The organism is Candidatus Pelagibacter bacterium nBUS_49 (assembly GCF_051200925.1).
GTDB lineage: Bacteria > Pseudomonadota > Alphaproteobacteria > Pelagibacterales > Pelagibacteraceae > Pelagibacter.
Genome location: NZ_CP172837.1, coordinates 1,043,320 through 1,055,549 on the forward strand (window position 1 = coordinate 1,043,320; position 12,230 = coordinate 1,055,549).

General features: G+C 29.4%; 11 protein-coding genes, 2 tRNA genes and 1 other RNA gene. 2 read left to right on the forward strand and 12 right to left on the reverse strand.

The features are described from left to right. Nucleotide 1: 1 nt before the first annotated feature. From ACIJYF_RS05715 to ACIJYF_RS05745, 7 genes are all read right to left on the reverse strand, one after another. Nucleotides 2–1,693: a peptidoglycan D,D-transpeptidase FtsI family protein gene (locus ACIJYF_RS05715; protein ID WP_435115942.1), complete on the reverse strand. Its 1,692-nt coding sequence runs from the start codon at nucleotides 1,691–1,693 to the stop codon at nucleotides 2–4. Further along, on the reverse strand, nucleotides 1,693–1,998 hold the full coding sequence (locus ACIJYF_RS05720) for a cell division protein FtsL (protein WP_435115944.1): 306 nt from the start codon (nucleotides 1,996–1,998) through the stop codon (nucleotides 1,693–1,695). The genes ACIJYF_RS05715 and ACIJYF_RS05720 overlap by 1 nt, the downstream gene beginning before the upstream one ends. Next, on the reverse strand, nucleotides 1,995–3,005 hold the full coding sequence (rsmH, locus tag ACIJYF_RS05725; protein ID WP_435115946.1) for a 16S rRNA (cytosine(1402)-N(4))-methyltransferase RsmH: 1,011 nt from the start codon (nucleotides 3,003–3,005) through the stop codon (nucleotides 1,995–1,997). The genes ACIJYF_RS05720 and rsmH overlap by 4 nt, the downstream gene beginning before the upstream one ends. Before the next feature lie 18 nt (nucleotides 3,006–3,023). Then, nucleotides 3,024–4,502, reverse strand: coding sequence for a cell division protein FtsZ (gene ftsZ, locus ACIJYF_RS05730; protein ID WP_435115948.1), 1,479 nt, complete (start codon nucleotides 4,500–4,502; stop codon nucleotides 3,024–3,026). Between the two features lie 3 nt (nucleotides 4,503–4,505). Further along, nucleotides 4,506–4,973, reverse strand: coding sequence for a division/cell wall cluster transcriptional repressor MraZ (gene mraZ, locus ACIJYF_RS05735; RefSeq protein ID WP_435115950.1), 468 nt, complete (start codon nucleotides 4,971–4,973; stop codon nucleotides 4,506–4,508). A gap of 252 nt (nucleotides 4,974–5,225) precedes the next feature. After that, nucleotides 5,226–5,580: RNase P RNA component class A (gene rnpB, locus ACIJYF_RS05740), an RNA gene on the reverse strand. A gap of 41 nt (nucleotides 5,581–5,621) precedes the next feature. Continuing rightward, nucleotides 5,622–6,371 (reverse strand): N-acetylmuramoyl-L-alanine amidase, encoded by a 750-nt coding sequence (locus tag ACIJYF_RS05745; RefSeq protein WP_435115951.1) that lies wholly within the window; start codon nucleotides 6,369–6,371, stop codon nucleotides 5,622–5,624. Nucleotides 6,372–6,441: 70 nt separating this feature from the next. Between ACIJYF_RS05745 and ACIJYF_RS05750 the strand changes: the two genes are divergently transcribed. Both ACIJYF_RS05750 and ACIJYF_RS05755 read left to right on the forward strand, forming a co-directional pair. Further along, the gene (locus tag ACIJYF_RS05750) at nucleotides 6,442–7,236 is read left to right on the forward strand and encodes an MlaA family lipoprotein (protein WP_435115952.1); all 795 of its coding nucleotides are present in this window, start codon (nucleotides 6,442–6,444) and stop codon (nucleotides 7,234–7,236) included. 21 nt (nucleotides 7,237–7,257) lie between these two features. After that, a complete protein-coding gene (locus ACIJYF_RS05755; protein ID WP_435115954.1) occupies nucleotides 7,258–7,851 on the forward strand; it encodes an MlaC/ttg2D family ABC transporter substrate-binding protein in 594 nt (197 codons plus the stop codon). Nucleotides 7,852–7,863: 12 nt separating this feature from the next. On the opposite strand, the gene ACIJYF_RS05760 is transcribed toward ACIJYF_RS05755, so the two are convergent. The 5 genes from ACIJYF_RS05760 to ACIJYF_RS05780 form a co-directional block, all read right to left on the reverse strand. After that, nucleotides 7,864–7,940: transfer RNA gene (locus tag ACIJYF_RS05760), tRNA-Ile, on the reverse strand. Between the two features lie 60 nt (nucleotides 7,941–8,000). Further along, nucleotides 8,001–8,075, reverse strand: a tRNA-Val gene (locus tag ACIJYF_RS05765). Nucleotides 8,076–8,082: 7 nt separating this feature from the next. After that, a complete protein-coding gene (rpoD, locus tag ACIJYF_RS05770; protein WP_435115956.1) occupies nucleotides 8,083–9,909 on the reverse strand; it encodes an RNA polymerase sigma factor RpoD in 1,827 nt (608 codons plus the stop codon). A 67-nt stretch (nucleotides 9,910–9,976) separates the two neighbouring features. Further along, nucleotides 9,977–11,752: a DNA primase gene (dnaG, locus tag ACIJYF_RS05775; RefSeq protein ID WP_435115958.1), complete on the reverse strand. Its 1,776-nt coding sequence runs from the start codon at nucleotides 11,750–11,752 to the stop codon at nucleotides 9,977–9,979. Beyond that, complete coding sequence (locus ACIJYF_RS05780; RefSeq protein ID WP_435115960.1) at nucleotides 11,752–12,213, reverse strand: GatB/YqeY domain-containing protein; 462 nt, start codon at nucleotides 12,211–12,213, stop codon at nucleotides 11,752–11,754. Before ACIJYF_RS05780 ends, dnaG begins: the two co-directional genes overlap by 1 nt. Nucleotides 12,214–12,230 lie beyond the last annotated feature (17 nt).

Genomic DNA, 12,230 nt, shown 5'->3' on the forward strand with positions numbered 1-12,230 from the left:
ATTAATTAATTTCTAGATATTTTGTGGCTAAAATAGGCCCAATTTTATCCATTATTTTTCCAGCTACCTCTACTGAGGTCCAACCCGCTGTATTATACAAGGTTCCTTTCCATCCTCCTTTTTGGTGCCTATATTTATAATAATAATCTTTCGCTTTTTGGGGCGTGTCCAACATAACAACAAATACATATTGTGGATTTGATGTTGGGAATATTGAAGCAAAAGTATTTATCTTTGCCTCAGAATAAGATCCTTCTTTTGGTTGATCAGCAGTTCCTGTTTTGCCACCAATCTCATAATTTAATACGTCAGCAAATTTTGCAGTACCCTCTTCTGTATTTACAATTTTTCTTAAAGTCGTAACAACTTGGTCGGAAACTTCTTTATTAATTAATCTACTTTTTTTTTCTTTAGTTTTAGTGGTTTTGTTAATTAAACTCGGTTTAATATCATAACCTCCATTAGATATTACCGCATAACCTTTTGCTAACTGAAGAATTGTAGTTGCAACTCCATGGCCAAATGAAGCTGTAGCTAATCTACATTTACCAAAATTATAATCTTTTTGAGGAGCTATTTCATCTATATCAAAATCAATTGAATTTAATACACCTATTTTTTTCAAAAAAGATTTATGTTTTTCTGGTCCTACTAATTGAGCAATTCTAACAGAGCCAATATTACCTGATCTAATCAAAATCTGTTCTGCTGTGAGATCTGAGGGAATTTTATTGTCATATTCTCCAATCCTATGTTTATCACAACGAATAGATTTTGGTAAATCTAAAAACTCAGTTTCTGGTTTTATTAAATCTTCGTTTAAAGCACTTGCAAATGTGAATGGTTTGAAAACTGAGCCGAGCTCATAAGTTCCTTTAGTTACTCTATTAATAAAATTAACATCAGTTATATTTTGTCTTTCATTAGGATTGAAATCAGGTAATGAAATAAGTGAAAGTATATTTCCATTATTCACATTCATGAGTAGTGCAGCACTGCCTTTGCTTTTAAAAATTTCTTGATATTTAATTAGTTCTTTTCGTATTAAAAATTGTACATCCTTATCGACTGTAAGTTTTATTGGTTTTTTTGAATTTCTAAGAACCTCATCGAATGATTTTTCTAAACCTGAAATTCCATTATTATCATCATCTATTTGACCAATAATATGGCTAAAAAGATTTTTTTGAGGATACATCCTTAAAACCTTTTCCTCAGGTTTTATAGAATTATCTCCAAGTTTCATTAATTTTTCATAGTTTTCCTCTGAGACTTTTTTTTCTAACCAAAAAAACTTTTTTATATCGAGTTGCTTTTTAATTTTATTAAAATCTTTATTTGGAAAAATGATATTTAAGCTTAATAAAAGTTTTTTCTTATCTATTACATCTGATGTCTTTATGCCTATATCTATAGATTTGACCGTTTTAGCTAAATAATTGCCATTTATATCAATTATATCAGCTCTATAGAGTTTATTTGCAAACGTTGTCACATTATTATTTAATTCTATCTTAGATTTACGAGATCCAAGATGGATTAAATGAATAGTATAAATTAAATAAATAATAAAAAAGAAAAAGAATACAAACGCCACTCTATTAAATTCAATATTTAAACTTGTATTATTTTTTTTATAATCAAAATTTTTTTTATAATCTTCAATAATAATTTTTGATTTTAATTTTTTCATTATTCGCTAATTATTTTTAAATTTTTAATCTCTTTATCTTTATTTGTAATTTTAAAGACTTTTATATTTTCAATTTTTTTTTGTATTAAATCATTTTCAAAATATAATGATTGAAACTCTAATAATTTGTCAGAAGAACTCAGGTAATCAAACTCCAACTTGATCTTCTCAAGTTCTGAATTTAAAATTCTAATATTTTCTTTTACTGTGAAAAGTTTATCCTCATTTTTTTTGGCAGAATTTTTTATAATTGCGGTAAATAAAATTAATGAAAAAATAACTAATACTAGGGCAATTTTTTTCATAACTTATTTCCAAAATTTTCTATCTCAATTAAGTTACTAAATTGTTCTAGAACGTCAGTTTTAAAATCATAAAAGTCATTTTTTTTAATCACATATCTAAGTTTTGCTGATCTTGATGGTAAGTTTTCACTTATCTCTTCATCAGAGGGTGTAATTGCTTTTTTTTCATTTAATTTAAGTAATGTTTCTGGCTGGTCTGTAATTGGGGCATATCTTGAGATACTTTTTTTCTCAGAAAGACTTTTGAAAAAATATTTTACAATTTTATCTTCTAATGAATGGAATGTAACTACTGCTAATACACCATCTTTCTTTAAAACCTTGGTTGCATTAATTAGTCCAAAAATTAATTCACTTATTTCTCTATTAACTAAAATTCTTAAAGCTTGAAAAACTTTTGTAGCGCTATGAACTTTAAAGTTCTTTTTTCTTTTTGTTTTATTTATGATTTCAACAAGTGTTTGAGTGTCTATTTTTTTCTTCGATCTTTCTTTGATAATATTTCTAGCTATAAATTTACTTTCTTTTTCTTCTCCAAAAAATTTGAATATTTTATCTAACTCTTTTTCATCAAGTTTATTTATTACATCTTCAGCAGAATAATTATTCAAACCCATTTGCATATTCAAGTTGCCTTTAGACTCAAATGACAGGCCCTTTTTAGGATCTTTAATTTGAACGTAAGAATAACCAAGATCGAATATTATTCCTTTAATATTTTCGTTTTTAAGTTTTAGATTGTTTATTTGACTAAATTTAATGTTTTTAAATAAAAACCTATCATCAAATTTATCCTTTAATTGATTGGCTTTTACTTCACTTTCAATATCTCGATCTAAAGCTATTACTTTAGTATTTTCAAACTCTAATATTCTTTTAGAATAACCACCTTGACCAAAGGTGCAGTCAATAAATGTGCCACCATATTGAGGGGAAATAATACTAATAATTTCTTTTAGCAGTACAGGATAATGCTTTTGTACTTCCGGTACTATGGTGGCTTCCATTTATTTCTTTGAAGACCATTAATTTTTTTGTCTTCTTAAGAAAGCTGGTATTTCAAGATCATCATCTTCTTCATTATTTGAAGATAGTAAATCATCCGAACTTAGATTTTCAGTTTCTGAGCTAAATAAATCTGGAGCGTCTGAATCAACACCAAATTCTTTAAGATCATTAGAAACATCTTCTTGAATACTCTCTTCAACTGTTTGCTCATCAGTTGTCTCCATTGCTTCTTGGGTAAAAGATTTTTCCATTTCGTTAACAGAACTATCTTCAATAACGCTTTCTGTTTCAAGACTATCGCTGTGAATTGACTCTTCATTCACAACACTTGAATTAATATGTTCTTGAGTTTGCTCTTGAACAATTTCATTCTCAACTTTGAGTGCATTTGCACCATGTGTAACAGGAGTAGAAATCGAATTTGAAAAGTTAAAAGATGCAGATGATCCAATGTTTGAAAAATCTGAATATCCTGGATTTCTATTTTGAATACGATGAACCATGTTTATCACAGATTTAGTCTCTGGTTGTTGACCATCTAGCGATGTGGCAACAATTGAAACTCTCATTTTTCCATCTAATTCAGCATCAGTAATTGCTCCAATAATTAATTCTGCCTCTGGATCAACTTCAGCTCTAACTTTGTTGACTGCTTCATCAACTTCAAAGAGTTTAAGGTCTTTGCCACCAGTGATATTGACTAGTAAACCCTTTGCGCCTTTAAGAGTGTAATCATCAATTAATGGATTACTTACTGCCATCTCTGCTGCTTTAAGCGCTCTTCCTTCTCCTTCTGCTTCTCCAGTTCCCATCATTGCTTTGCCCATTGAAGCCATTACAGTTTCTACATCAGCAAAATCAAGATTGATTAAACCTGGTCTGACCATTAAATCAGTTATACTTTGAACACCATGCATTAAAACGTTATTTGAAAGATTAAATGAGTCTTCAAATGTTGTTTGTTCATTGGCAATTTTAAATAAGTTTTGATTTGGAATTACTATAATTGTATCAACATGTTTTCTTAGTTCTTCCAAACCTTGTTGCGCTCTTCTCATTCTTGAGGGGCCTTCATATAAAAATGGAAGAGTTACAACACCTACAGTTAAGATATTTAATTCCTTTGCAGCTCTAGCGATTACATGAGCAGCACCAGTGCCCGTTCCACCACCCATACCAGCAGCAATAAAAACCATATTTGCACCTTGTAAAGTATTTACAATTTCATTTAATGACTCGTCAGCTGCAGCTTGACCTATGTCTAGTTTCGCACCAGCTCCTAAACCTTTAGTTAAATTTAATCCAATTTGAATTCTTGTTTTACATTTACTTAACTTTAAATCCTGTGCATCAGTATTGACTGCTATAAACTCTACGCCTTGTAGATTATTTTCAATCATTTCATTTATTGCATTTCCACCTGCTCCTCCAACTCCCATTACTAAAAGTCGTGGTTGTAATTCCTTAATTTCTGGTGCTTTAAAGTTAATTGTCATCTGTTATTTCCCCTCGTTATTGTTAAAATGTTTTTCCCATTTAAGGTTTGCTCGGTTTAGATTTGCTTTTTTTCTGGCTGTTACCTTAAATTTTTCAAATGCATTTGGCTCCCAAATTTGGAATGTTTGCCCTTGACCAACAAATAACATGCTATTTTTAATTTTTGCATGTTTTAATAATTTTGATGAAAGTGAAATTCTGCCTTCACTATCAAATTGTAAATTAGTACTTTCAGCTAAAATAGATGTTGCAAAGAAATCTCTTTTTTCTTCAAATGGATTTAAAGAATCTATTGCTGAAGTAATTTTTTCAATTCTGTCTTGGGAGCATGCTTCAATCGATGAATTATTAAATGAAGGATAACAAATAACACCATTATATCCTAAATTAGATAAATGAGATCTAAAACTAGCAGGCACTGAAACCCTTCCTTTTTTGTCTAATTTGTTCTCGTAAGTTGATAAAAACATATATTTTATAATTTTTAAATTCCATAATTGGGAATATATGGGAATATATGGGTTATTTAATATCCTGTCAAATACTGATTATTAATGATTTTTGTCTACTATTAATAACTTTTTTAATATCAAGTATATAATAGGGATCTGTTATTGCTCTAATCCACAATTCATCTTATGGTTTAAAGAAAAGAACAAAGCTGACTCAAGAGTAAGTCAAAACAGGAACATTTTTTTTATCAAGCCTTAGCTTAAAAAAGTTTTGCCAGATAAATTATAAGCCGGGTTCTGTCATTTAAATTTATCATTTGTCTAGGCTTAAAATCACTCTTAAGCTCAAGCAACTAACCCTGATGACTAGCCAAGGATGGCTTTTAGTTTTGCAACAATGTCATCTCTACTTAGTCTTGCTCCCAGTGGGGTTTTCCAGCGTTCATTGTTACCAATAGAACCGGTGCGCTCTTACCACACCTTTTCACCCTTGCCATGTTATGGCGGTTTATTTTCTGTGGCACTATCCCTAGGGTTACCCCCGCCAGGTGTTATCTGGCACTGTATCCTTGTGGAGCCCGGACTTTCCTCTTTAATAAATTAAAGCGATAAATCACTTATCTGGCAATCCTAATTTAATACTAATCATTAAAACTTCAAGTAAATTTAATTAAGCTTTTTTACTAAATTACAACTGATAATTAAACACTCTTTGTCAATAGTACCACTTATTAAGTCTTGCCTAAATCTTCTTTGAAAAGCTTTCGTAATTAGATTGAAATTTTGTTCTGAGTAAGGTTCTAATTTTTTAGATTTTTGAATTGAATACCCAATCTTATTTAGATTTTTAATGAATGTTTTTTTTTGATTAATGTCAATTTTTATTTTCCTATTTTTGTAAAGTAGTTTTTTATTTAAGTCATGCCACAAGCCAATATTTTTTTTTGCCAAATATTCCCAAGGAAATTTTTCTCCTGGATCTTTCTTTCTCTGGGGTGCAATATCAGAATGACCTAAAATATTTTTTAAATTAATTCTATATTTCTTAATTAAAGATCTGCTTAATTTTGTTAAAGATTTTATTTGAGAATTAGAGAATCTCTTATATCCATGCCTATGACCAGGATTGGCAATCTCAATACCAATAGAATCTTTATTTAAAAGATGATATTTTCTCCACGATGATTTACCTGCATGCCATGCTATATATAAATCAGGAACCATAGTAATAATCTCTCCATTTCTTTTGATAAAATAATTACAACTAACTTCTGACTTAAAATTAGTAAGCCTTTTGATTGCAGCTTTTTCACTTTTCATTCCTGTGTAGTGGAAGATAATAAATTTAATTTGATTCTTTCTTCTTTTTTTAGAGTCAAAGTTTGGGGAGTAGTTTAAACTTATTTTATAAGCCATTTTTTAGTCATTATTTGAGCTTAATCACGATTTACATTAAGATAATATGTACTATATAATTGTAATTTAAATGAAAAAATTGTTAAAAGTATCCATAATAGCAATAATGCTATCTTCATCTGCATTTGCAGCTTCGGATGGAAAAAACGAACTTTCAAAAAAAAATACTCAAACCGAAATTGAAATTAAAGACTGTTTTGAGCCTTTAAATAGAGCAACATTTGCCTTTAACCAAGGTCTCGATAAAGTAATTTTCAAACCAGTTGCGAAAGCTTATAGGGTATTGCCTTCACCTTTAAGAACTGGAACAAGTAATGCTTTAGATAATTTATCTACGCTAGCAACAATCCCTAATAATATTCTACAAGGAGAATTAAAAAAAGCAGGGATTAATACTGGTCGTTTTGTGATTAACACAACATTTGGAGTTGTTGGAATATTTGATGTGGCGGATATGATGGGATTTCCAGAATATGAAAAAGAGGATTACGGGCAAACACTTGGCTCTTTAGGATTTGGGCCTGGCTGTTACCTGGTTTTACCTGTGATTGGACCATCTACTGTTAGAGATACAATAGGTTCTTTTGTTAATGTTGTAGGTGGAGATCCTTGGTATAATGTGACTGTTGCTAATGATACTGAGCATTTTTCTGAGTTTGATTATTGGAGCACAAGAGCAACTACTGGAATAGATTTTAGAGCAAAGAATATTGACTCATTTGAAAATTTAGAAAAAAACTCCATGGATTTTTATGCTTCTGTAAGAAGCTTATATTTACAGGATAGACAAATGAAGATATCAAATTCCAATACTATCATAGACACAATGGATGATAGTGATTGGGAAGAAATAGAAACTAAATAATTCTACCTTAAATATAATTAAATGAAAAAAATTCTTACTTTTTTTTTATTTACAATAATTTTTATCTCTAATACTAATATTTCTCTTTCAATTGAATCTGATGTTTTTATTCAATCAACAGTTAATAGAGCTGCAAATACATTGAGTGGAGACCTTTCCAAAGAGGAAAGGATTGAAAAATTAAAAAAAATAGCGATAGATACAGTGGATATTAATGGAATAGGACTGTATTCTCTAGGCTCGCACAGAAAAAATTTGAATAAAAATCAACTGTCAGATTATAAAGCTGTATTTAAAGAATATTTTTTAAAAAGTTTCTCGAGCAGACTTGCTGAATATTCTAATCCAGAAATTGAAGTTATTTCAAAAAATAAAATTAATAAAAACTATACAATAGTATTAAGTAAACTTATTGGAACAGAAAGTAGACCTGAAGTTAAGATTGAATGGAGAGTTTATACAAAAAACCCTGATAATTTATTGATTAGAGATTTAATAATTGAGGGATTAAGCTTGGCCAGAACTCAAAAGGAGGAGTTTAATTCAATTATCAATTCTAATGATGGGGATATTGAAGCTCTTTTAAGAAGTTTAACTGACTTTTCTTCTCAATAATTTAATTGAATTTGGTGGGCCCGCCAGGACTCGAACCTGGGACCAATACATTATGAGTGTACTGCTCTAACCAACTGAGCTACAGGCCCAAAATCATAATGTTAATTATATCATTTTTTATAAGTTATCAATTATAGATAATATTTAAATGGTGGGCCGTGTTGGTTACGCTCCAACTACCCCTGCAATGTCAATGCAGTACTCTACTATTGAGCTAACGGCCCAGTATGATTAACTTTCTAGGAAACTTTTTAATTGTTTGGATCTGCTAGGATGTTTTAATTTTCTAAGTGCTTTTGCCTCAATTTGTCTAATTCTTTCTCTAGTTACAGAAAATTGAAGACCAACCTCTTCTAAAGTATGATCTGTATTCATTCCAACACCAAATCTCATTCTCAAAACTCGCTCTTCTCTTGGAGTTAAAGTGGATAAAATTTTAGTTGTTGCTTCTCCAAGGTTAGATTTAATTGCTTGCTCTAGAGGCGCTAATGCTTTTGTGTCTTCTATAAAGTCCCCTAAACTACTATCTTCTTCGTCACCTACAGGTTTTTCTAATGAAACGGGCTCTTTAGAAATTTTTAAAACTTTTCTTACTTTATCAAGTGGCATTCTAAGTTTTTGAGCTAATTCTTCAGGAGTTGCCTCTCTACCAAACTCACTTAAAATTAATCTTTGAGTTCTTACAATTTTATTAATTGTTTCAATCATATGAACTGGAATTCTTATAGTTCTGGCTTGGTCCGCAATTGATCTTGTTATTGCTTGTCTTATCCACCATGTAGCATATGTAGAAAATTTATAACCTCTTCTATACTCAAATTTATCTACAGCTTTCATCAAACCAATATTACCTTCTTGAATTAAATCTAAAAACTGAAGACCTCTATTAGTATATTTTTTAGCAATTGATATTACTAATCTTAAATTAGCTTCAACCATTTCCTTTTTAGCAATTCTAGACTCTTTTTCACCTTTTTGAACTCTGCTAACTAATTTTTTAAAGTCCGTTACAGATATTCCAAGCTTGTGACTAATCTCAATTAATCTTTCTCTAATATTTTTAAACTCTTCCTTGTTTTTTGCAAAAAACTGTTTCCAAATTGAATTAGTATCTAAAAATTTTTTAAGATTTGGGTTAATTTCATTTCCGATATAAAACTTAATAAACTCATTTCTTGGAATGTTATGATCCATTGCAAGTCTTAAAAGGTTTCCTTCTAAAGATATAATTTTTTTATTTTCAACATAGTGCTTTTGCACTAACTCTTCTAAAACGGAAGGGGATAATTGAAGTGACTTAATATTCTCTAAAATATCATCAACGATCTTTTGGTATCCTTTTTCTTTTGCTGGAGAAAAGTTTTGAGAATTCAAAACACAATCAAGTTTTTCTTTTTGATATTTTATTAATTTTGTATATTCTTTTGTTAGTGTATTTACTGTTTTTAAAACTTTTGGTTTAATCTCAGTTTCCATCGCTGCAAGTGTAGGGTTGAAATCATCATCATCGCCATCTCCTGAGTTTTCATCTTTATCTGTCTCACCTGCGTTTTTTTGTTTTGCACTAGGTCCTGTGGACTCATCTTCCATGTAATTCGTATCAATATCAATAATTTCTCTAACTAAAATTTCATCTTTTTGTAATTGATCGTTCCACTCATAAAACTGTTGAGCAGTCATTGGGCTTTGTGACAATGCAATCAACATCACATCTTTTCCAGCTTCAATTCTTTTTGCAATTGCAATCTCACCTTCTCTTGAAAGTAGCTCTACACCGCCCATTTCTCGTAAATACATTCTGATAGGATCATCACTTTTCTCCATCGCCTTACCTTCTTCTTTAGACGATCCTTCTTTTTTTCTTAAAACTTTGAAATCAGATTTTTTTTCTACTAATGCTACACTCTCATCTAATATATGAATAAAAGCTTGTGATAAATTTTCATCAGATAAATTTCTTTTACCAAGAGATTTATTTAACTCTTCATAAGTAATAAAACCTCTATGAGTTCCACGACCCATCAATCTAGCAAATGATTTAGTAATTATTCTTTCCACAGTAATATAAGTTTGAAAGACTTATATAATGTCAAATAAGCAAAAATCCATTGCTAATTTATAAAGATTAGTTGATTTTTCTCTCGTTTTTAAGCTCTTTTAGCTCATTAAATGTTGTTTCGCTCATATCTTTTGAAAACCTAGATTCTAATTCCTGAATTCTGAACTCTAAATCATAATTAAATAAATCTTTTGAAATATCATCTAGTAACTCAATAACTTGATCATCATTGTCAGTCTTGTTTTTGAGAATATGTTTGATTGAAGCAAATTTATTTATTTTATCCAACAGTTGATTATCTAAATTTAGATCTTCTTTACTCATTTGCTCGCCTGATTTTAACCTCTCTAAAATAGAATTAAATATTTGCTTATTTATTTCTGTGAATAATTTAATATTTTCAGCCAAGTGAATATTTGCTTGAAAAAAAGATAAGTTGTTAAGAATTAGATATAATAAAGAAAATTCTTTTAATTCTACACCTGTTACAGATTGGCTTTCGTTAAAATATTTTTTAGTAGAATCAAGTGATTTTGTTTTTTTAATATAAAACTTTTTCTTTTTTTGGTTAGAATGAGGTGTTAGCTCTGCAATTTTCTCTAAAAAGTATTCAAGAACATATTTTTTAATAAAATCATCTTTAATAGTATTCGCTATAGATCTTAGTTTTTTTTCAAATATTGCCATTGATGAAGGGTTGTTTTCAGTTTGTTTTTTATAATGACTAAAAATAAATTGATGAATTGATAGTTTGCTTTGTTTAGTAAAATCAACAAAATAGTTTTTGCCATGTTTATTAACGTAACTATCAGGATCTTCTTTGTCTGGTAAAAATAAAAAAGATATTTGTTTTTCAGGTCTCAATTCTTTAATAGAATTTTCTGCAGCTCTAACAGCAGCTTTATAACCACTTTCATCTCCATCAAAGCAAATTATAATATCGTCAAAGAACTGGTTTAAAGTTAAAATTTGTTTATCCGTTAATGAAGTGCCAAGGTTTGCAACAACATTTTCAATTCCATTTTTACTTAAACCAACAACATCCATATATCCTTCAACTAAATAAATGTGATCTAACTTGTTAGATAATTTTCTAGCTGAGTCTAAATTATATAAGTTTGAACCCTTTTTAAAAAAATTAGTTTCTGGTGAATTGATATATTTTGCTAAATAATCTAAGTCTTCTATTATTCTTCCACCTAAGGCAATAGGTTGACCTGAAATATTATTTATTGGAAAAATTAATCTTCCTCTAAATCTTTCAACATATATTTTTTTCTTTTCATCTAAATAAAACAATCCACTTTCCACTAAAGTTTTTTCACTAAATTCATTTTTTAATTTATTAAAAAAACTTGGGTTTTTTTCTATGTATCCAATTTTAAATTTTTTAACTTCATCTTTTCCTAAGGATCTATTTTTTAAATAGTCTCTAGCATTGGAGTGTTTTTCATTTTTCAACAATTCACTATGATAAAAATCAACATATTGACTATAGATTGATAAATACTCTTTCCATTTTTTTTCCCTTTCTTCATCTTGTTTAGAAAACATATAAGGTTGCATGCCTGCTAATTGTGCTAAGTGCTTAACAGCTTCACCAAATTTAAAATTTTGAGTTTTCATTACAAAATCAAAAATATTTCCATGCTCTGAGGTTGCAAAACAATGATAAAATTCTTTTTCGTCATTAACAGTAAAGGATGGAGTTTTTTCAGTTTTAAATGGAGATAAACCTACATATTCTTTGCCTCTTTTTTTTAAAGCTACGGACTTTGATACAACTGTTGAAACTTTAAGCCTTGTCTTAATCTCATCAAGGTACTCTTTGGGGTATTTCATTAATTGCCCAATAATTCCTTAATTAAAGGTCCGGCTTTTGCAAAATCAATTTCATCTGCATAATCTTTTTTAAGAGCACCCATTACTTTGCCCATATCTTTAACTGAGCTTGCTCCAAGTTTTGAGATTACGTCGGCACAAATTTTCTTAGTTTCCTCTTCACCAAGTTGTTTGGGTAAAAATGCTGTTAGAATTTCATATTCATTTTGCTCAATTTCTAAAAGATCTGTTCTGTTATTTTTCTTATAAATATCAATCGATTCGGTTCTTTGTTTAACCATTTTTTTAAGAAGCTTTTTGATATCTTCATCATCAGTATCCTTTTTGTTAGGACCAGACCTGTTGACAATGTCCAAATCCTTGATCGATGATAAAATTAACCTGTAGGTTGATATTTTAATTTTATCTTTAGCTTTTAAAGCGTTTTTATATTCTGTCTCGATAGTTTCTTTTAATGCCATAATTTTTTAATCTACTT

Bases quoted from the DNA above. Each gene is read 5' to 3' on its own strand.
- ACIJYF_RS05715 (WP_435115942.1), bottom strand. From the start codon at position 1,693: ATGAAAAAATTAAAATCAAAAATTATTATTGAAGATTATAAAAAAAAT.
- ACIJYF_RS05720 (WP_435115944.1), bottom strand. From the start codon at position 1,998: ATGAAAAAAATTGCCCTAGTATTAGTTATTTTTTCATTAATTTTATTT.
- rsmH (WP_435115946.1), bottom strand. From the start codon at position 3,005: ATGGAAGCCACCATAGTACCGGAAGTACAAAAGCATTATCCTGTACTG.
- ftsZ (WP_435115948.1), bottom strand. From the start codon at position 4,502: ATGACAATTAACTTTAAAGCACCAGAAATTAAGGAATTACAACCACGA.
- mraZ (WP_435115950.1), bottom strand. From the start codon at position 4,973: ATGTTTTTATCAACTTACGAGAACAAATTAGACAAAAAAGGAAGGGTT.
- ACIJYF_RS05745 (WP_435115951.1), bottom strand. From the start codon at position 6,371: ATGGCTTATAAAATAAGTTTAAACTACTCCCCAAACTTTGACTCTAAA.
- ACIJYF_RS05750 (WP_435115952.1), top strand. From the start codon at position 6,442: ATGAAAAAATTGTTAAAAGTATCCATAATAGCAATAATGCTATCTTCA.
- ACIJYF_RS05755 (WP_435115954.1), top strand. From the start codon at position 7,258: ATGAAAAAAATTCTTACTTTTTTTTTATTTACAATAATTTTTATCTCT.
- dnaG (WP_435115958.1), bottom strand. From the start codon at position 11,752: ATGAAATACCCCAAAGAGTACCTTGATGAGATTAAGACAAGGCTTAAA.
- ACIJYF_RS05780 (WP_435115960.1), bottom strand. From the start codon at position 12,213: ATGGCATTAAAAGAAACTATCGAGACAGAATATAAAAACGCTTTAAAA.